Origin of the sequence: Streptosporangium sp. NPDC000095, assembly GCF_042899335.1 — a bacterium.
In the GTDB taxonomy this organism is placed as follows: domain Bacteria; phylum Actinomycetota; class Actinomycetes; order Streptosporangiales; family Streptosporangiaceae; genus Streptosporangium.
In genome coordinates, this window is the sequence record NZ_JBIAZS010000014.1 from 158,969 (window position 1) to 177,723 (window position 18,755).

Sequence of the window (18,755 nt, forward strand, 5' to 3'; positions counted from 1 at the left end):
ACAGAGTGTAGCCGGAGGGATAGGTTCTCCAGAGAAGACGGCCAGGTCCGGCCGGATGCCTGTCACTTTCCGTGTCAACCTACTTACCATGCGGACGAGGTGACCGCTCTCGGAAGGGGCCAGATGACCGGGCAGAACTCGGCGATCGCGTCCGACTACGTCTTCGACAACGACGGGGACCACTCGTCCGACCAGCACCACTACCTCGCCCGGCTTCTCGACCCGCTCACGTTCGAGCGTCTCGCCCTGACCGGTGTCGGGCCCGGCTGGAGGTGCCTGGAGGTCGGGGCGGGCGGTGGCAGCGTGGCCCTCTGGCTGGCCGAACGGGTGACGCCGGGTGGACACGTGCTGGCGACCGACATCAAGCCCGGCCTGATCCCGTCCAGACCGGGGCTGACCGTGGCCCGCCACGACATCGTCGTCGACCCGCTGCCACAGGACGCGTTCGACCTGATCCACGCCCGGCTCGTGCTCAGCCACCTGCCGCAGCGTCGCCAGGTCCTGAGGCGCCTGCGCGCCGCGCTGCGGCCCGGCGGCCGGCTGCAGCTCGACGAGATCGACATCACCCGCTGGGTGGCGCCCCCAGCCTCCGGCGGGCGCGAAGGGGAGGTGTACGGGATCTACGTCACGGCCATGGCCCGGGTCCTGGGCGCGGCGGGTAGCGATCCGACCTGGGGGAGTGTGGCCGCGCGGGACATCGCGGCGGCGGGCCTGGTCGACATCGACCAGGTGCGCTGGACCGAGGTGTGGGAGCGCGGGTCCGCCGGGCTCGGCCTCCTGATCAGCAACAGCCACCATCTGGAGGAGCACCTGATGGCGGCGGGGATGACCTCGGGGCAGCTCAGGGAGGTCCGGGAGGTCATGTCGGCTCCGGGCTTCAGCGCCCCCTCCTTCGAGATCCACTCGATCCTCGCCCGCAGGGCCGACGACTGAGCACTCCGCGAGGGAGCGGAAGGGCGCCGGCACCGCCCCGGGAGACGACGGATCCGGTGCCGGGCGCTCCGCGAGGGTCGGCTCAGACCCGGGAGACGACGGATCCGGTGTCGAGCACTCCGCAGGGAACGGAGGGGCCGGCACCGCCCCGGGCGACGACGGATCCGCCGTCGCCACTGCGCGAGGGAGTGGAGGGGCCCGGCGCCTGACCGGCGGTCCGTCGGCGGATGGTGACGAAACCGTCTCGATCAGTGGTGACGGCGGAGAGTGCTCACTCGCGGTCCGCACCCGGTGTGAGCTGGGCGATCGCCAGAAACCCACTTTTTATTGATAAAAAACCGCCCTACCCACCCGGAACATTGATATTCAATCTTCGCTCTGGTGACTTGAAGCGTGATAAGTCCCATGGGCATAGTGTGTCGAATCACACACGCACCAGTCGCGGCGTGCGACCGCGGGGCCCGTTCGGCCTGCGGGCGCCGGCCAGGCGCAGGAACCGCGGATTGGAAAGTCCGAATGAGCAACCCCCCTCCGATTCGCTCGAAGATCCTCGCGATCCTGCTCCTTCCCATCCTCTCGCTGATCGTCCTGTGGGGATTCGTCGCCTACTCGACCGTCGCGCAGGTCGCCGGCATCGCCCAGACCCAGAGCCGCTGGCAGGTGATCGGAGAACCGATCCGGCAGCTGATCTTCGAGATCCAGCGGGAGCGTCAGATCTCCGCCGAGTCGGCCGGCGCCACCGCCCAGAACGAGACACTCTCCAAGCAACGGCGGGTCACGAACGTCCAACTGGACCGGGTACGCCAGGCGGTCGCGTCCGCCGAGGCATACGAGCCCGACAACGCCCCGACGGACATCCGGGCGTTGATCGCGGCGATGGAAGGGCTCAGCCAGGTCCGTACCCTCACCGACCGCGGTGCGCTCAGCCCCGTCCAGGTGACCGACGGCTACAACGAGTTCGTCGGCGCCGCCAACCGGCAGATCGGTGACGCCACCGCGATCGCGGACCTGGAGGCATTCCGTAACGTCCGCGGCATGGGCGCCTACAGCACCACCGCCGAGTTCGCGAGCAGGGAGCACGCCGTCCTCACCGCGGCGCTGAAGCGCGGCGCGATGACGCCCGCGGAACACGCGGCCTTCGTCTCGGCGATGACCAGCCGGAGAAACTACCTGGTCTACGCGGAGCGGGACATGAGCCCGGACCTGAAAGCGGATCACGAGGCCTTCCTGCAGAGCCCCGCCTACCAGCGGTTCACCGCGGGCGAGGACAGGATCTTCTCGTGGAACCTCGCCGGTAAGCCCCCGCTGGACGCCGCCGAGTGGAAGCGTGACGCCGAGGCCGTTCTGGTCGCCGTCAACAAGCAGAGCGTGCGGGAGTTCGCCCGCTCGGCGACCAGGGGCGAGGCGCTCAGGAACGACACCTACCTGCGGATCGGGCTGATCCTGGGACTGGGCCTGCTCGCGATCGTCGTCTCGATCCTCGCCTCCTACCGGTTCGGCCGCTCCCTGATCGCCGAGCTGAAGCGGCTCCAGGCGTCCGCCGTGGAACTGGCCGAGGAGCGGTTGCCCCGGCTGGTGGAGCGGCTGCGCAGGGGCGACGACGTGAACCCGGCGATCGAGGCCCCCGAGCTCGCCCCCGCGAGGACCGCCGAGGTCGACCGCGTCGTGCACGCGTTCTCCGCCGTGCGACGCACCGCGGTGGAGGCCGCGGTCGGCCAGGCGACGCTCCGCAAGGGCGTCGGCCTGGTCTTCCTGAACCTCGCCTGGCGCAACCAGGCGCTGCTGCACCGCCAGCTCACGCTCCTCGACACGATGGAGCGCCGCGTCGAAGAACCGGAGATCCTGGAGGATCTCTTCAAGCTCGACCACCTGACCACCCGCATGCGGCGGCACGCGGAGAACCTGATCATCCTGTCCGACGCGGCTCCGTCCCGCAGGTGGCGTGACCCGGTGCCCATCTTCGACGTGGTGCGCAGCGCCATCCTGGAGGTCGAGGACTACACCCGCGTCACCGTGCTCCCCATGCCGCACGCGCCGCTGCTGGTCGGCGCCGCGGTCACCGACGTGATCCACCTGATCGCCGAGCTGGTGGAGAACGCCACCACCTTCTCGCCGCCGAACACCGCGGTCCACGTGCGGAGCATGGTCGCGGCGAACGGCTTCGCGCTGGAAGTCGAGGACCGCGGCCTGGGACTGAGCCAGGCCAACCTCGACGAGCTCAACGCCAAGCTCGCCGACCCGCCGGAGTTCGACCTGGCGGACAGCGACAGGCTCGGCCTGTTCGTCGTGGCCAGGCTCGCCGCCCGGCACGGGATCAAGGTCGTACTGCGCCCCTCGCCGTACGACGGCACCACCGCGATCGTGTTGCTGCCGCAGAGCCTGCTCGCCACCTGCGAGTCGCTCGCCGCCGAGACCATGCCGAACCGGGCGCGTCAGGACGGCGCGCACCCGGGTGGACCGGCACGGGCGCTGAGCGCGGCAGCGGAAGACTGGCCCAGGGCGCTCTCCGGCGCCCAGGACCACGGGACGACCCACACTCCCGAGACCACGTCGAGCTGGTTCCCCACTCAGGAGCGGCGCGAGGCTCCCGATGTCCCCGCCTCGATACCGGTGCGGCGGGCCGTCTTCATCCCGGACACCGACGACGACCTGGACGGGCTGCCGATGCGGGTACGGCAGGCTAATCTGGCCCCCCAGCTCCGCCAGACACGCTCCCCCGAAGCGCGCGACACCACCGCGCGAACCCCCGAGGAGCTCTCACACCTCATGTCCTCCATGCAGCGAGGCTGGCAGCAGGGCCGCAGCCATGCGGAGCAGGAAACGGACATGTGGAAGCGAAAGGACGGCCACTCCGATGCCCGACCCCAGATCTGAACTGAGCTGGTTGCTCGACGACCTGACCCAGCGGGTCACCGGTATCCGGCACGCCATCGTGCTGTCCGCCGACGGCCTGGCGATGGGCGGCTCCCGAGGGCTGACCCGGGAGGACGCCGAACACCTGTCCGCCATCTCGGCGGGAAGCCACAGCCTCGCGCTGGGTGCGGGGCGGCACTTCGGCCTCGGCGGCGTACGGCAGACCATCATCGAGATGGAGGGGGGTTTCCTGTTCGTCACCGCGGCGGGACAGGGAGCCAGGCTGGCCGTACTCGCCGCGGGCGACGCCGAACTGGGCATGGTGACCTACGAGATGGCGCTGCTGGTCAAGCGCGTCGGCGAGCACCTGTCCGCTCAGCCGAGGGGAGCCGCCCCAGCGCCCGCTTGGAACGGTACGAGGACGTGATGGGGGAGGATCCCGGGCCTCTGGTCAGGCTCTTCGGGGTGACCGGAGGCAGGGCGCGCCCGGTCGGGGAGAGCTTCGACCTGGTGGCCATCGTCACGACCGTCGAGATGCCCTTCGAGCCGGTCGGGCTGATGCCCGAACACCTCAACGTGCTGCACGCGTGCCGTCGGCCCACCACCGTGGCCGACGTCGCCGCGCATCTCAAGCTGCCACTCAACATCACCCGCGTACTCCTCAGCGAGCTGCGACGCGAGGGCCTGGTCACCATCGACAAGCCCCGGCCGATGGGGAAGACGATCGACGAACGCATCTACAGGGAAGTGCTGCATGGAATACGCGGCCTCTGAGCCGGGCATGCCCCCGGGCGACACCCCCGCGATGGCCATCAAGATCCTTGTCGCCGGTGGTTTCGGGGTCGGCAAGACGACCATGGTCGGCACGATCAGCGAGATCAGGCCTCTGCACACCGAGGAACTGCTGAGCGAGCGCGGCATCCACGTGGACGACACCGCGGGCGTGGAGTCAAAGATCACCACGACCGTCGCGCTGGACTTCGGCCGGATCACCATCCGCGACGGGCTCTGGCTCTACCTGTTCGGCACCCCGGGCCAGGACAGGTTCTGGTTCATGTGGGACGAGCTGTCCGTCGGCGCCCTCGGCGCGGTCGTCCTCGCCGACACCCGCCGCCTGCAGGACTGTTTCCCCGCCGTGGACTACTTCGAGCAGCGCGGGCTCCCGTTCGTCGTCGCGGTCAACTGCTTCGACGGCGCGCGCCGGCACGACCCGATCAAGGTGCGGCGGGCACTGGGCCTGGACGGCGTGGCACCGATCATCCTCTGTGACGTGCGCAGACGCGACTCGGTCAAGGAGGTGCTGACCACGCTGGTCACCTATGCGGCGGGAGGCGCCTTCCAGGCGGCCCACGCAGGCGCCTGAGCCCCGTCGCACCCGCGTGAACCTCCCCTGACCGTGTCGCCGAGCGTACGATCGCGGCGTACCGGAGTACGGGTTCGACCAACGCCGCCACCGGAGGGCCGCCCCTGTGAACACGGAGAACACGAGCGTGGAGGTCGCGGGGACGGGGGCGGGGGGCCCGGAGAAGGCGGGCGCGGGTGCGAAGGTCGGCCTCACCGGGGGCGGGCTGCTCAGTGGGCTGGGAACGGGGAGCCAGGCGAGCCCGGCGGAGGCGTTCAACGTGGTCCGCGCCGACGAGCTGAAGGGCAGGGTCGCCCTCGTCACCGGCGGCGGCAACGGCATCGGCGCGGGAGTGGCCCGGCGGCTGGCCGAGGGCGGTGCCCGCGTCGTCCTCGCCGACATCGACGACGTCGCGGGCGGCAGGCTCGCGGACGAGCTGGGAGCGACGTACGTCCACTGCGACGTGTCCCGGCTGGAGGACAACGAGACGGCGGTGGCGACCGCGGTCGAGCGGTACGGCAGGCTCGACCTCGCCTTCCTCAACGCGGGCATCGCCTCGGGCTGCGGCCTGGGGGAGGACTTCGACATCCGGCGCTACCGCCTCGCGATGGGTGTGAACCTCGACGGCGTCGTCTTCGGGGCGCACGCCGCGATCCCCGCCCTGCGGGCGTCGGGCGGCGGCACGATCGTGGCGACCGCGAGCATGGCGGGCATCGTCGGCATCCCCTCCGACCCCGTCTACGCCGCCAACAAGCACGCCGTCGTCGGACTCGTCCGCTCGCTCGGCGAGGACCTCCGGCCGCACGGCATCAGGGTGCAGGCGCTCTGCCCGTCCTTCGCCGACACCGCGATCCTCGGTGAGAGCAAGGCGGTGCTGGAGGGACTCGGCTTCCCGATCCTCGACGTCTCGTCCGTCGTCGACACCTTCTTCCGGCTGCTCGACGGCGACGGCACCGGCGAGTGCTGGTTCGTCGTCCCCGGCCGTGAGAGCCAGCCCTTCGCCTTCCGCCGAGCCCCGGGACCGCGTACCTGATCCGAACGGTCAGGGGCGGCGGGTCGCGTAGCCGGGCCGAGTGGGCCGGACCGACGACGCGCCTGTCGGCGGCGTGGATACGGCGTTCCTGTCGGCGGCGCAGCGGAGGGTGGACGGGGCGACCGGCCTCGCCCGCCGGGCCGCGACACGCTCACCGGCCACGGCGATCTCCCTTACGCTGGCGATTACCGAACGTAAGATCGCGAACGTGAAGAGTAGCCGCGGGGTGATCTCGGGCCGGGCGGCGGCATCCGGCGGGCTTCGTCGCGTCCTGCTGCTGGCCGGGCAGTTGAGAGTCGGCGGCACCGAGAAGCAGATCTTCCTCCTGGCCACGGGCCTGGCCCGCGACGGCGTGAAGGTCGACGTGGTCACCCTGCACTCGGGAGGTCCGTACGGTGACGCGCTCGAACGCGCCGGCGTCCCCGTGCACAACGCCGGGTTCACGGCGTTGTCGACGGGAATCACCGCCCTTCCCCGCAACCTGCTCGCGGCGGTACGCCTCGTCAGGTTGGTACGGCGGCTCAGGCCGGACGTGCTCCACGCCTTCCTGTACCACGCCTATGTGGTCGGCACGCCGATCGCCTGGCTCGCCCGGGTCCCCGTCATCGTGGCGGGACGACGCAGCCTGAGCCTCTTCAAGAGGCTCCCGTACGGGGTCCACGCGCTGGAGCGCCTCGCCGTCCGGCTGACGCGGCACGTGGTGGCCAACGCCGTGGCCGTGGCGGAGGACGCCAGGAGGGTGGAGGGTCTCGCCCCGGAGAAGATCAGCGTGATCTACAACGGGCTCCCCGAGTCGGCCTTCCTGCCCATCACGCCCGCGTCGGTCGCGACCGACCTGCCGGTCGTGTGCTGCGTCGCCAACCTGCTGACGTACAAGGGCCACCGCTACCTCGTCGAGGCGATGGCGCTGCTGGCGGCCCGGGGTACGCCGTGCACGTTGGTGCTCGCGGGAGAGGGACCTGAGCGCGACGCCCTGACACCGCAGGCGGAGAGCCTGGGGGTGGACCTGCGCCTCCTGGGCCTTCGCAGGGATGTCCAGGCCCTGGTGCGCCGGGCGTCGGTGGTGGTGCTCGCCTCGCTCCAGGAGGGGATGAGCAACGCGGTCATGGAGGCGATGGCGGCGGGCAGGCCGATCGTCGCCACCGCGGTGGGCGGCACCCGCGAGCTGCTGAACGGGCGCGGGCTGCTGGTCCCCCCGCAGGATCCCCGGGCACTGGCCGACGCCTTGGAGCGCGTGCTGCGCGACCCTCGCCTGGGAGCGTCCCTCGGCGCCGCCGCCCGCGCCTGGGCACTGGACAACCTCCGCGTGGACTCCATGATCGACCGACATCTGACGCTGTACCGGCGCCTTCTGGAGGAGCGATGTGCGCGATAGCCGGTGCCGTCTGCCCCGACGGGGTGGACCCGGACACGGTCCGCGACATGTGCGAGACACTCGTGCACCGCGGTCCCGACGGCAGCGGCATGCACGTGGAGCACTCGGTCGTGCTCGGGACGCGCCGTCTCGCCGTCGTCGACGTGGCCGGTGGCGACCAGCCCGTCTACAGCGAGGACGGCCACGTCGTCGCGGTGTTCAACGGCGAGATCTACAACTTCGCCGAGCTACGGGCCGAGTTGCTGGCCAAGGGACACCGCCTCGCCGCGAACGGCGACTCCGAGTGCCTGGTCCACCTGTACGAGGAACACGGCGACGCCCTCGTTCACCGCCTGCGCGGCATGTTCGCCTTCGCCCTGTGGGACGGGCGCAGGCGAAGGTTGCTGCTCGCCCGCGACCGGGTCGGCAAGAAGCCGCTCTACTGGGAGACGAGGTCGGGCTCGCTGCGTTTCGCCTCCGAGCTGAAGGCACTGGTCCGCGACCCGAACCGGCGCGGCGAGATCGATCCGGTCGCCCTGCACCACTATCTGACGTTCCAGTACGTGCCCGCCCCCTGGTCGATCTTCGAGGAGATTGGCAAGCTCCCGCCGGGCTCGACCCTGGTGTGGCAGGAAGGCCGAGTGCGCGTCGACCGCTACTGGCGGCTGGACGCCACTCCCCGCCCGGTGGCGGCCGTCGAGGAGGAGGCCGAACGGCTCCGCGAGCTGCTGCTGGAGGCGACCCGGCTGCGGATGACCGGCGAGCGCCCGATCGGAGCCTTCCTGTCGGGGGGCGTCGACTCCTCCGCGGTCGTCGCGGCGATGGCACGGCAGTCCTCGCGGCCGGTCCGCACCTTCTGTGTCGGCTTCGAGGAGGCCGCCTTCGACGAGCGCGCGCACGCCGGGGAGGTGTCCGCCCTCTACGGCACCGACCACTCCGAGCTTGTCCTCTCCGACGCCCCGCTGGACGTGTTCCCCACCCTGGCCTGGCACTTCGACGAGCCGTTCGCCGACTCCTCGGCGATTCCCAGCCTCCTCGTCGCCCGGCTGAGCGGCCGGGAGGTGACGGTGGTGCTCAACGGGGACGGCGGGGACGAGTCCTTCGGCGGCTACCGCCGTTACACGCTGCTGCGGTGGATCTCCCGGCTGCGGATGCCGTCGGCGGCGTCACCGCTGCTGGGTGCGGCGGGCAGGAGCGTGCAGGCCCTGTCGCGCCCGGGATCGATGCTCCGCAAGGCGGGGTGGGGCATGGAACTGGCCGGACTGCCGACGGCAGGCGGATACACACGCCTGATGTCCTACTTCACCGAGGAACAGAAGCGGCAGGTCTACACCCCGTGGCAGCGTGGCCTGGTGGCGGGCGTCCACAGCGGCGACATCATCGAGCGGGCCTTCGAGGAGTCCTCGGCGGGCTGTGACCTCACCCGGGCCATGGACGTCGACGTCAACACCTACCTGCCCGGCGACCTGCTGGTGAAGACCGACATCAGCACGATGGCCTACTCGCTTGAGGCGCGTTCCCCCTTCCTGGACCACGTCCTGATGGAATGGGCCGCGGGCCTGCCGGGGGAGCTGAAGGTCCGTGGCGGTACGACGAAGTACCTCCTCAAGCACGCCCTCGCCGGCTGGTTGCCCGCCCACCTGCTGAGGCGCCCGAAAATGGGGTTCGGGGTGCCGCTCGCCTCCTGGCTCAGGAGCGGGCTGCGTCCCCTCGCCCACGACCTGCTCACCGACGCCACCGCCCGGGACCGGGGGATCTTCGATCCGAAGGTCGTCGCCCGCCTGCTCGCCGAGCACGCCGCAGGGCGGGACCACTCGAAGCGCATCTGGGCCCTGCTGCAGTTCGAGCTCTGGCACCGAACCCACCTGCCGGAACAACCCGCCGTACAACCGGTCGCACGATCGATCGAACAGTCCGTCGCGCGACCTGCCGCACGGTCGGCCGGGCAGCCGGTCGTGAGACCCGCTGTACAACCGGCCTCACGATCGACCGAACAGCCCGCCGTACCGTCAGCCGCACGATCGGCTGTGCAACCGGCCGTGCGGCCCGCCGTACAACCCACTGCACAACCGGCCGAGGACCGTCATCGGCGACCGCGGCTCACGTGAGTGCCACGGTCGCGACGGGGCGCGGCGGAGACGCGACCGCCACCCGCCTGGCCCACCTGCTCCTCACCCACCTCACGCTCACCGTCGCCGGAGGACTCACCAGCGTGATCGTGGCCCGCGCCCTGGGGCCGGGGGACCGTGGCGCCTACTGGGTGATCGTCACCATCGCGACCACGGCGGCGGCGATGGGAAACCTGTCGGTGGAGAAGTCACAGACGGCGCTGTGGACGCGGGAGGAGAATCGGCCCGCGATCGCGGCGAACTGCCCGTGGCTGGGGCTCGCCGTGGGGGCGGTGGTGGCGGGGATCGCCTTCCTCACGGTCGCGCCCCTGCCGGGCGTCGGCGCCGACCGTTCCACGCTGGTCTGGGGGCTGGCCGCGGTACCCGTCATGACGACGATCGTCTACGTCAACAACGTGCACGTCCTGCGCGCCCGCACAGGGGTCGTCAACCGGGGCTCGCTGGCCGGAGCCGCCCTGCAGTGCTTCGCCCTGGCGGCCCTGGGATTTCCCGGATGGCTCACCGTGGAGGGAGTAGTGATCGTCTGGGCCCTCTCCTTCGTGGTGAACCTGCTGCTCCTGCTGCCGCCCCTGCCCGTACGCCGCCCGCGCGAGGGGCGGCTGGCCGCCCGTACGCTGTCGTGCGGGCTGCGCTACCACCCGGGGTACGTCTGTCATTTCCTGCTGCTGCGGCTCGACGTCCTCATCCTGAACGCGATGAGCACGCCCGCCTCGGTGGGGATCTACTCCATGGCAGTGACACCGGCCGAACTCCTGCGGGCGATGACCGGCGCGGTGGTTCAGGTCGCCCTGCCCCGGCAGATGGAGTCGAGCCGGGAGGCGTCCGCCGCGTACACGGCGCGGACGATCCGGATCACCGCCGTCCTCGCCGCCTCGTCACTCGTCCTCCTCTGCCTGACGGGGCCGTTCCTGGTGGTCGCCGCGGCCGGTCCGGCCTTCGCCGGGTGCGTCGTCCCGATGCTGGTGCTCGCACCGGGCGTGGCCGTCGCCGCGGTCGCGGCCCCGGCGGCGGCCTACCTGCTCCGCCTCGACCTGCCGCTCGCCACCTCGCTGATGTACGGCGCGGCGCTGTCGGCGAACCTCGTGCTGAACGTCCTGCTCGTCCCCGAAGCGGGTGTCGCCGGGTGCGCCCTGGCGTCCACGATCGCCTACACGGCCCTCGCCGCGACCCAACTGGTCTGGTTCGCGCGATCGGCGGGAGTGCCCCTGCGGAGGTTGAGCCCGGGTGCCGCCGAGGTGCGCGAGATCGCCCACCGGGTCCGCGGACTCCTGCGCGTCGGCTGATCCGCCCGATCGGGGGCGACCCGCCTGATCAGGCTGATTCGGCTCACACGGCTCACACGGCTGACACGGCTGATCGCGCTGGTTCGGCCGGTCGCTTGAGCAGGTACTCGTTGCAGCCGAGCCCGCCCGCGCACGTCTTGAGGAGCAGGAGACTGAGATCGTGCGCGCGGGCACGGGCGAGAACCTGCTCGGGCCTGGAGACCTCGAACGGGTACCCGCCCACCCAGTCGAGCATGTCGTGCCGGCGCGACATGCCCCGCGGCTGGGGGGCCGTGGGATCGGCCCGGCCACGGAGCAGCCGCGCGACCTTGATCAGGGGCCAGGCCCGGTAGATGTACGCCGCGCTCCCGGCGACCAGGGCGCAGCGGGTCACCGGCCCCGACCGGTTGTAGCGCCGCTTCACGGCGGTCCAGACCCGGCTCTGCCTGCCCTGGTCGTTGTAGAGCGAGACGAACAGCAGCCCGCCGGGGGCGACGAGCCCGACGGTGGCGTCGAAGGCCCGCCACATGGCCCCGGTGTGGTGCAGGACTCCCCAGACGTACACCACGTCGAAGGTCCCCAGCCCCGCGAGGTAACCGCCGTCCAGAATCGACCCCCGCTCGATCGTCCAGGAGGCATCTCTTTCCTCGGCCGTCTGGGAGGCGTCGGCCGCTTCCCGTTCGGTCATCCGCGGGGCGTCGGTCGCTCCCCCTTCAACGGCCCCGGAGCCGTCGGGAGCGAAGGCGTGCCGTAGCCGCACGGCGGACTCCACCGCCTCGGCGTCGGAGTCGAAGGAGTGCACGCGGGCACCGAGGCGATGTGCGGCGAGTGAGAACAGGCCACTGCCGCAGCCCACGTCGAGGAAGGTGCGCCCGGCGAGATCCTCGACCTCCAGGGTCGCCCGCAGCGAGTCGATCGCGCGTTGGACGCGACTCTCGTCGACAAGATCGACGAAGGCCTTCCAGTTGCGGCCGAAGGCGAATCTTTCACCCCGGCTGACCTGCAGAAGGGTCTCGTCCACCATCGTCTCCTGCCACATGCCGCACGAGGACTTCCCGAACGATGATCCGTAACCTACCGCATCCGATCGATCACAATAGGAAGACATTCCGGGGCGGCGACAGTGACGCCACGTCATACGTTCACCCGATAAATGTCATGACAAGCTCATGACGTGGTCGCACTGCCCGATGAGCGCGGCGGCTGGTGAGATCGACGCATGTCCTCGACACCGGTTATCGACGTTGAACGTCTGAATCTCGCCTACGGCGACTTCCACGCCGTGAAGGACCTCTCCCTCCAGGTACGGCAGGGAGAGCTCTACGCGCTGCTCGGCACGAACGGGGCGGGGAAGACCTCGACCCTGGAGACCGTCGAAGGCCACCGCAGGGCCACCTCGGGCACCGTGCGGGTCTTCGGGCAGAGCCCGAGCGACAGGAACGCCGTACGGCCCAGGATGGGCATCATGCTGCAGGAAAGCGGCTTCTCCCCGGACCTGACGGTGCGGGAGTCGATCCGGCTGATCGGAAAACTCACCCGGCGCACGGACACGGTCGAACGCGTCCTCGGCGTCGTGAACCTCACCCGCAAGGCTGGCACCAAGGTGGCCCAGCTCTCCGGCGGCGAGAAGCGACGCCTGGACTTCGCCACCGCCGTGTACGGAACGCCTGAGCTGATCTTCCTGGACGAGCCCACCACCGGCCTGGACATCCAGTCCAGGGACGACCTGTGGAAGACCGTCGGCAAGCTGCGCGAAGACGGCGCCACCATCGTTCTCACCACGCACTACCTGGAAGAGGCGCAGCAGTACGCGGACCGCATCGGCCTCATGCACCAGGGCACCCTTCAGCGGGAGGGGACCGTCTCCGAACTGACGCGTACCCTCCCATCCACCATCCGCTTCTCCCTGCCGGACACCCTTCCCGAGGCGCCGCTCCCGCTGCAGGCCGCCCGCGACGCCGAAGGCACGTTCCTGATCGAGACCTTCGGCCTGCAGAAGGACCTGCACACCCTGCTCCGCTGGGCGCAGGACCACTCGGTGGAACTGCGGGACCTCCAGGCCGGCTCGACCCGGCTCGACGACGTCTTCCGCGCCCTCGGCAGCGAGTAGACCTCCGTCCTCTCAAGCGCGTGGACCCCCGAGCCCTTAGCAAACCCCCGAACCTTCAAAGGAAAGAAGCTTCGCCATGCTCTCGATCGCTCGCAGCGAGCTGATCCAGATCTTCAGGAACCGGCTGGTCCTGGTCACCAGTCTCGTCATGCCCATGGTGGTCAGCGGGTTCTTCATCTACCAGCACGAGGGCTTCGCCGCCATCGGCAGCCTCGGATACATCGCGGCGATCATGATGTTCACCGTGGGGGCGTTCGGGCTCTACACCACCGTGGTGACGACCCTCGCCTCACGTCGGCAGAACCTCTTCCTCAAGCGGCTCCGCTCCACCGCGGCGAGCGACAGTGAGATCATCTCCGGGCTGATCCTCCCGGTCACCGTCATCGCGCTCGTCCAGGTGGCCGTGATCATGACCGCGTTGGCCGCCGTCACGGGCTGGCCGGACAACGTCCTCCTCCTCGCGGCGGCCGTCCTCTCGATGATGATCATGATGCTCGGCCTGGGACTGGCCACGGCGGGAGTGACGAACTCCCCCGAACACGCCCAGGTGACCACGCTGCCCGTCAGTCTCGGCGCCATCGCCGTGGCCAGCTGGGTGGGAATCACCGGCACCGAGGAACTCGCCATGCTCAAACGGCTGCTCCCCGGTGGCTCGGCCACCGAACTCGCCGTCAACGCCTGGAACGGCGGCGTCCCCTTCACCGACTCCCTGCTCCTCCTCGGGCCCACCCTGGGCTGGGTGGTCGTCGCCGTCGCGCTCGCCTCCCGGATCTTCCGCTGGGAGCCGCGCCGATGACGTCCCTCGACGCCGCCGACCGTACGAGAGTGCCTCGTGTGCTCCTGCCGCGGCGGCGGGACGCGATGGACTGGCGTGACGTTTCCGCAGGTCAATCCATTTAATCCATGAAACGGTGTCACCGGTGGTGCCCCGGAGCGAGAGGAATGCCGGGACGGACTCCGCTGTTCGACCCTGGAGAGCCACCCGCGCGGGACCACCGCGCGATACCGCCGGCTGTGGACACGACACGGCCGATGTGTACGACCAGCGGCCCAGCGGCCCGACCGCGCGGACGGACGCCCGGCGACCAGGTGAGGATCAATGAGCCCGACACACGCGGTGCCCCAGGCCACCGAGGCCACGCGGGGGCGGCTGCGCAGGCTCAACCTCACCCTGTTCCTCCCGATGCTCATCGGCGTCGGGGTGCTGACGGTGGTGAAGGACGCCCGGACCTGGGGGGAGGTCCTCGTCCTGAGCGCGGGCGTGGTGGCGGCCCTGGTGGTCTTCGTACGGTGGGCGGCGGGCGACGTCCTGCGCGTCGCGATCCCCGGCCTGATCGTCACCGCCGCCGTGTGGCCCTTCTCCGTGTTCGTGGTCGGCGGCGGCATGGCGTTCTACGGCATCTCGATCGTGGCCTCCCACGTCATCCCCCAGCTACCGCGCCACCGGGTCGCGGCGGCTGTGGGAGTGGTCGCCTACGTCGCCGCGGTGGGGGCGACGAGGCTGCTGATCACCCAGGAGGTCGACTCCTCCGCCCTGATCGAGTACGTCGTCTTTCCCACGGGAGGCACGGCCGCGGTCATCGGCCTCATGTTCCCCAACAAGCGGTTCTACGGCCTCGTCGAGGAACTGGAGGAGGCACGAGAGCGCGAAGCGGAGCTGGCCGTCATCCGCGAACGCGTCCGGTTCGCCAGCGACCTGCACGACATCCAGGGCCACACCCTGCACGTGGTGAAGCTCAAGATCGCGCTGGCACAGCGGCTCGTCCGCAGCGACGCCGAACGGGCCGAGCAGGAGCTACGCGAGGTTCACGCCCTGGTCAGCGACACCATCAACCAGACCAAGGAGCTCGCCTACGCCCAGCGGCGGCTCAACCTCTCCGCGGAGCTGGAGAACGCGAAGAACCTCTTCGAGGCCGCGGGCATCCACGTACGCGTCGACCGCGAGGCCGAGGTCGACGCCCGCGCGGGCGAACTGCTCGGCCTGGTCCTGCGGGAGACGACGACCAACATCCTGCGGCACGCGCAGGCCAGGCAGGTGCGCGTCACCCTCTCGGAGTCGGGCATCGTCATCGTGAACGACGGCGTGCCGGACGCCCCGCTTCCCCCGCTCCGAGGGCTCGCCACACTCAGAGAACGGGTGGCGACCAACGGAGGCGAGCTGACGGTGGAGCAGAAGGACGGACGTTTCCTCACGGCCGCGACATTCCTCCACGGCCCTTCGAACGCCACTCCCTGACCTGTGGAAGAAAAATCGACGACCTGTGAAAATCGACGATCTGTGGAAGGAGAATCGACCGACATGACCACCGTGGTGCTCGCCGACGACGAGGCCCTCCTCCGCAAGGCGCTGGCCGCTTTGCTCCCCCTCGAAGGCGACATCACCGTACTCGCCGAAGCGGAGGACGGGGAGACGGCCGTCCAGGCCACCCTGCGACACCGGCCCGACGTGCTCGTCATCGACCTGGAGATGCCCGGTGTGGACGGCCTCGGCGCCGTCGCGGAGATCCGCCGTACCCGGCCAGAGCAGGTGATCCTCATGCTCACCCGCCACGCCAGACCCGGCGTGCTGCGCAGGGCGCTCAGGCTCGGCGTCCAGGGCTTCGTCAGCAAGTCCGCCGAACCGGCACACATCGTCTCGGTCATCACCACCCTGCACGAGGGCAGGCGATGGATCGACCCGGACGTCTCCGCCCTCGCCGTGATCGACGACTGCCCGCTCACCGACCGCGAGCTCGACGTCCTGCGAGCGACCGGCGAAGGCTACTCGGCCGCCGACATCGCCACCCGGCTCCGCCTGGCCGAGGGCACGGTCCGCAACTACCTCTCGAACGCGATGCAGAAGACCCAGACCCGCACCCGCCACGAAGCGGCCAGATACGCGCGTGAACACGACTGGCTGTAACCGCCCGAGGCGGCTCCCCGCCTCGCCGATCTCCGCTCGCGCCCTTCGTCAGGGCGATGGGGGCCGGTTTTTATTGGTCAGGATCGGCGATCTCGATGATGTGCAGCGGGTTGTCCAGGGCACTGGACGGTTGCACCCACTTGGCGGCGTCGAGCGTGAGAATCGGGCAGACCGCCACGTCAGCGATAGCGGCGACGTGCGCGTCCCACTGGTTGAGCTTGGTGGCGGACATCATGTCGGCGAGTTTGGCGGCCTGATAGATGCCATCGAGCGAGGCGACGGTAACACGTTCGAACGCGGCCAGACCGTTGAGCAGTGCCTGTGCCTCCGGGAGGCCCTGGCTGTCGAGCAGTGCCCCAGCCGCTGCGAGCGACGGGATGACCAGGGATTGGCCTGCCCGGTCGAAGTCCTGCAGGAAGCCGATGAGGTCGGCGTCACCACGGGCCACGTCGGCGAGGATGCTGAAGTCGAGGATGTGCGGTGTGGGAGTGAAGTCACTCACTTGATGCCGCCGGGAAGCCCTGCTCGGCGAGCTGGCGGTTCACGTGCCGCATCATGCGAGCTACTCGGTCCGGGTCGGCTCTGCGGGCGCGTTCCCGCAGCAGGGTCAGCGCCTGCTGATCGGCCATGCGCTTGGCGGCGATGGCGTCGTTGAAGACAGCGGCCACGCTGGTTGCCTTGCCACTGGCGACCAGGTGCTCAGCGTAATCGACAACATCAGGGTCCACGGTGATCGTGATCCGAGCCTTCTTCTCTCCGCTCATACTCGGAATCATACTTAGACGGTGCCAGCTTGGCGGGGAAACAGCAGCGTCGTATCCCAATGGCCCCCTCGCAGGAGCGATGAGGGCTTCCAGGGCTGAGCGGGCAGCCGCCTCGTCGGCCTCGGGAACACTGGCAGGGCCTGGAGCTGAGAGTGAGCTCGAACCTGGTCGAGCAGGCTGCTCGGCGTACGCGGGATTCGGACCGGGATATCAGGCTGCCGTGCGTTCGCCGATGGGGCGGCGGCGCAGGGCCGCGGTCTGCAGGGCGGGCGGCAGGTAGTCCTGGTCGAGGGCGCCGACGTCGGTGCCGGGCGGGACGATCTCGTCGATCCGATCCAGGACGTCGTCGCCGAGCCGGACGTCGATGCCGGCGAGGAGGTCGTCAAGGTGGGCCATCGTGCGGGCTCCGACGAGGGCGCTGGTGACACCCGGGTGGGCGATGGTGAATGCCATGGCGAGGTGGGTCAGGGGCATGCCCGCCTCCTCGGCGACAGGGATGAGTCGTTCGACGACGTCGATGCGGCGCTCGTCGTTGAGGTGCCTGAAGAAGCCCGCGCGGCTCAGGTCGTTCTCCCCGTTCTTGCGCACGCGGCCGGTGAGCATGCCCTGACCGAGCGGACCCCAGACCATGACGCCCATGCCGTAGCTCTGTGCGACGGGCAGGACCTCGCGCTCGATGCCGCGGTTGAGCAGGGAGTAGGGCGGCTGCTCGGTCCGGAATCGCTCCAGGTTCCGGCGCTCGGCGACCCACTGCGCCTCGACGATGTCGGAGGCCGGGGTGGTGGAGGAGCCGATCGCGCGGATCTTGCCGCTGCGGATCAGGTCGGTGAGCGCGGAGAGGGTCTCCTCGACATCGGTCGTGGGGTCGAGGCGGTGGATCTGGTAGACGTCGATGTGGTCCGTCCGCAGCCGTCGCAGCGAGTTCTCGACGGCAGTCGTGATCCAGCGCCGGGAGGTGCCCCGCTGGTTGGGGTCCTCGCCCATCGGATTGCCGAACTTGGTCGCGAGGACGACGCTGTCACGGCGTCCCTTGAGGGCCCTGCCCACCACTTCCTCCGAGTCGCCGTAGGCGTCGGCGGTGTCGATGAAGTTGATGCCGGAGTCCAGAGCCTTGTGAATGATGCGTGCTGACTCCTCGGGCTCGTTGCCCATGCGCGTGGCGTACATGAGGGTGCCCAGCGCGTAGGGACTGACCTTGATGCCGGTGCGGCCCAGGGGACGGTACTGCATGGGGTTTCTCCTCGGGGTGTGGTGGAGCGTCCGCAGGGTGCTCTACGCTCCATCTAAGCGGAAAAGCTTTCCGGAACTATATGGAAAGCTTTTCCGGTTACGCAACCGGAGGGATCTCATGACCGAGAAGACAGGGCCGTCCCGCCGCATGCGCGCGGACGCGCAGCGCAACGTCGACGCCCTGATCGAGGCGGCGAAGACGGTCTTCGACACGACCGGTGTCGACGCACCCGCGAAAGAGATCACCGACCTGGCCGGACTCGGCGTCGGAACTCTCTACCGGCACTTCCCGCTGCGCTCGGACCTGGTCAAAGCGGTCGTGGAAAGCGGGATCGACGCCGTCGCCGCGGCAGGACCCGAGCTCAGCGCCGCCCACGAGCCCGCGGAAGCGCTCGCCCGGTGGCTGCGCCGGTACGCCGAGCTCCTGGGGACCAAACGAGGACTGGCCCCCGCCCTCCACTCCGGCGACCCGGCCTACGAGACCCTCTCCGGCTACTTCATCGACAAGGCCGGTCCCGTTCTCACGGCACTGCTCGATGCCGCCGTGGCCGACGGATCAGTGCGCGACGACGTCAGCGCCCGGGACCTCCTGTACGCCGTCGCCAACCTGTGCATGCCCGTACCCGGCGAAGGCCACGACCACAGCCGGCGCATGGTCGCGCTGCTCATCGACGGGCTGCGCACCCCACACCGGCGTGTTTCCTCCGACTCGTCGCACTGACCGGACGGGGGTTGTAAGAAACTTGGTCGCCGTTTGTCCGGCTTGAGGGTGATGTAGAAGGGTGCGGCCCCAACGGTCGGCCGCATTCTGTCAGGAGTTCTAAGCGGCAGATGCGGTCTGGT

At 69.8% G+C, this 18,755-nt stretch carries 19 protein-coding genes; 14 read left to right on the plus strand and 5 right to left on the minus strand.

All coding sequences use genetic code 11. The features are described from left to right. Window positions 1-123: 123 nt before the first annotated feature. The 6 genes from ACFY3V_RS28500 (at window position 124) to ACFY3V_RS28525 (ending at window position 6,161) form a co-directional block, all read left to right on the plus strand. A complete protein-coding gene (locus ACFY3V_RS28500; RefSeq protein WP_389777791.1) occupies window positions 124-933 on the plus strand; it encodes a class I SAM-dependent methyltransferase in 810 nt (269 codons plus the stop codon). A gap of 516 nt (window positions 934-1,449) precedes the next feature. Then, entirely contained in the window at window positions 1,450-3,807 is a 2,358-nt protein-coding gene (locus tag ACFY3V_RS28505; protein WP_389777793.1) for a nitrate- and nitrite sensing domain-containing protein, read from the plus strand. Next, window positions 3,788-4,213, plus strand: coding sequence for a roadblock/LC7 domain-containing protein (locus ACFY3V_RS28510; RefSeq protein WP_350941470.1), 426 nt, complete (start codon window positions 3,788-3,790; stop codon window positions 4,211-4,213). The genes ACFY3V_RS28505 and ACFY3V_RS28510 overlap by 20 nt, the downstream gene beginning before the upstream one ends. After that, window positions 4,213-4,560: a DUF742 domain-containing protein gene (locus ACFY3V_RS28515; RefSeq protein WP_350941469.1), complete on the plus strand. Its 348-nt coding sequence runs from the start codon at window positions 4,213-4,215 to the stop codon at window positions 4,558-4,560. The genes ACFY3V_RS28510 and ACFY3V_RS28515 overlap by 1 nt, the downstream gene beginning before the upstream one ends. After that, window positions 4,541-5,149 carry an ATP/GTP-binding protein gene (locus ACFY3V_RS28520; RefSeq protein ID WP_350941467.1) on the plus strand — a complete coding sequence of 203 codons (609 nt, stop codon included), beginning with the start codon at window positions 4,541-4,543 and terminating at the stop codon, window positions 5,147-5,149. Before ACFY3V_RS28515 ends, ACFY3V_RS28520 begins: the two co-directional genes overlap by 20 nt. A gap of 106 nt (window positions 5,150-5,255) precedes the next feature. Continuing rightward, window positions 5,256-6,161 carry an SDR family oxidoreductase gene (locus ACFY3V_RS28525; RefSeq protein WP_389777796.1) on the plus strand — a complete coding sequence of 302 codons (906 nt, stop codon included), beginning with the start codon at window positions 5,256-5,258 and terminating at the stop codon, window positions 6,159-6,161. Between the two features lie 9 nt (window positions 6,162-6,170). Here ACFY3V_RS28525 and ACFY3V_RS28530 read toward each other — a convergent pair whose 3' ends face one another. Then, window positions 6,171-6,323, minus strand: a complete 153-nt coding sequence (locus ACFY3V_RS28530) for a hypothetical protein (protein ID WP_362897909.1) — start codon at window positions 6,321-6,323, stop codon at window positions 6,171-6,173. Between the two features lie 46 nt (window positions 6,324-6,369). Between ACFY3V_RS28530 and ACFY3V_RS28535 the strand changes: the two genes are divergently transcribed. Genes ACFY3V_RS28535 through ACFY3V_RS28545 form a run of 3 tightly spaced genes read left to right on the plus strand, consistent with a single transcriptional unit; the run spans window position 6,370 to window position 10,927 of the window. Next, on the plus strand, window positions 6,370-7,536 hold the full coding sequence (locus ACFY3V_RS28535; protein ID WP_389777799.1) for a glycosyltransferase: 1,167 nt from the start codon (window positions 6,370-6,372) through the stop codon (window positions 7,534-7,536). Next, window positions 7,524-9,623 carry an asparagine synthase (glutamine-hydrolyzing) gene (asnB, locus tag ACFY3V_RS28540; protein ID WP_389777801.1) on the plus strand — a complete coding sequence of 700 codons (2,100 nt, stop codon included), beginning with the start codon at window positions 7,524-7,526 and terminating at the stop codon, window positions 9,621-9,623. Before ACFY3V_RS28535 ends, asnB begins: the two co-directional genes overlap by 13 nt. Further along, window positions 9,620-10,927 (plus strand): polysaccharide biosynthesis C-terminal domain-containing protein, encoded by a 1,308-nt coding sequence (locus ACFY3V_RS28545; RefSeq protein WP_362897903.1) that lies wholly within the window; start codon window positions 9,620-9,622, stop codon window positions 10,925-10,927. The genes asnB and ACFY3V_RS28545 overlap by 4 nt, the downstream gene beginning before the upstream one ends. A 52-nt stretch (window positions 10,928-10,979) precedes the next feature. Here the strand turns inward: ACFY3V_RS28545 and ACFY3V_RS28550 are convergent, their stop codons facing one another. Next, window positions 10,980-11,927 carry a methyltransferase domain-containing protein gene (locus ACFY3V_RS28550; RefSeq protein WP_362897901.1) on the minus strand — a complete coding sequence of 316 codons (948 nt, stop codon included), beginning with the start codon at window positions 11,925-11,927 and terminating at the stop codon, window positions 10,980-10,982. A gap of 198 nt (window positions 11,928-12,125) precedes the next feature. Between ACFY3V_RS28550 and ACFY3V_RS28555 the strand changes: the two genes are divergently transcribed. From ACFY3V_RS28555 to ACFY3V_RS28570, 4 genes are all read left to right on the plus strand, one after another. Further along, window positions 12,126-13,016, plus strand: a complete 891-nt coding sequence (locus tag ACFY3V_RS28555; RefSeq protein WP_389777804.1) for an ABC transporter ATP-binding protein — start codon at window positions 12,126-12,128, stop codon at window positions 13,014-13,016. Between the two features lie 76 nt (window positions 13,017-13,092). Beyond that, window positions 13,093-13,812, plus strand: a complete 720-nt coding sequence (locus ACFY3V_RS28560) for an ABC transporter permease (protein ID WP_389777806.1) — start codon at window positions 13,093-13,095, stop codon at window positions 13,810-13,812. Between the two features lie 303 nt (window positions 13,813-14,115). Next, a complete protein-coding gene (locus ACFY3V_RS28565) occupies window positions 14,116-15,252 on the plus strand; it encodes a sensor histidine kinase (RefSeq protein WP_389777809.1) in 1,137 nt (378 codons plus the stop codon). 63 nt (window positions 15,253-15,315) lie between these two features. Next, window positions 15,316-15,918: a response regulator transcription factor gene (locus ACFY3V_RS28570; RefSeq protein WP_362897893.1), complete on the plus strand. Its 603-nt coding sequence runs from the start codon at window positions 15,316-15,318 to the stop codon at window positions 15,916-15,918. 70 nt (window positions 15,919-15,988) lie between these two features. On the opposite strand, the gene ACFY3V_RS28575 is transcribed toward ACFY3V_RS28570, so the two are convergent. The 3 genes from ACFY3V_RS28575 to ACFY3V_RS28585 all read right to left on the minus strand — a co-directional run bounded on the left by ACFY3V_RS28575 (window position 15,989) and on the right by ACFY3V_RS28585 (window position 17,912). Next, window positions 15,989-16,420, minus strand: coding sequence for a hypothetical protein (locus ACFY3V_RS28575; protein WP_389777811.1), 432 nt, complete (start codon window positions 16,418-16,420; stop codon window positions 15,989-15,991). Beyond that, window positions 16,413-16,682: a hypothetical protein gene (locus ACFY3V_RS28580; protein WP_389777813.1), complete on the minus strand. Its 270-nt coding sequence runs from the start codon at window positions 16,680-16,682 to the stop codon at window positions 16,413-16,415. The genes ACFY3V_RS28575 and ACFY3V_RS28580 overlap by 8 nt, the downstream gene beginning before the upstream one ends. A gap of 210 nt (window positions 16,683-16,892) precedes the next feature. Beyond that, window positions 16,893-17,912 carry an aldo/keto reductase gene (locus ACFY3V_RS28585; RefSeq protein ID WP_389777815.1) on the minus strand — a complete coding sequence of 340 codons (1,020 nt, stop codon included), beginning with the start codon at window positions 17,910-17,912 and terminating at the stop codon, window positions 16,893-16,895. Between the two features lie 118 nt (window positions 17,913-18,030). On the opposite strand from ACFY3V_RS28585, the gene ACFY3V_RS28590 reads away from it, so the two are divergent. Continuing rightward, window positions 18,031-18,633, plus strand: a complete 603-nt coding sequence (locus ACFY3V_RS28590) for a TetR/AcrR family transcriptional regulator (protein WP_389777817.1) — start codon at window positions 18,031-18,033, stop codon at window positions 18,631-18,633. Window positions 18,634-18,755: the final 122 nt, after the last annotated feature.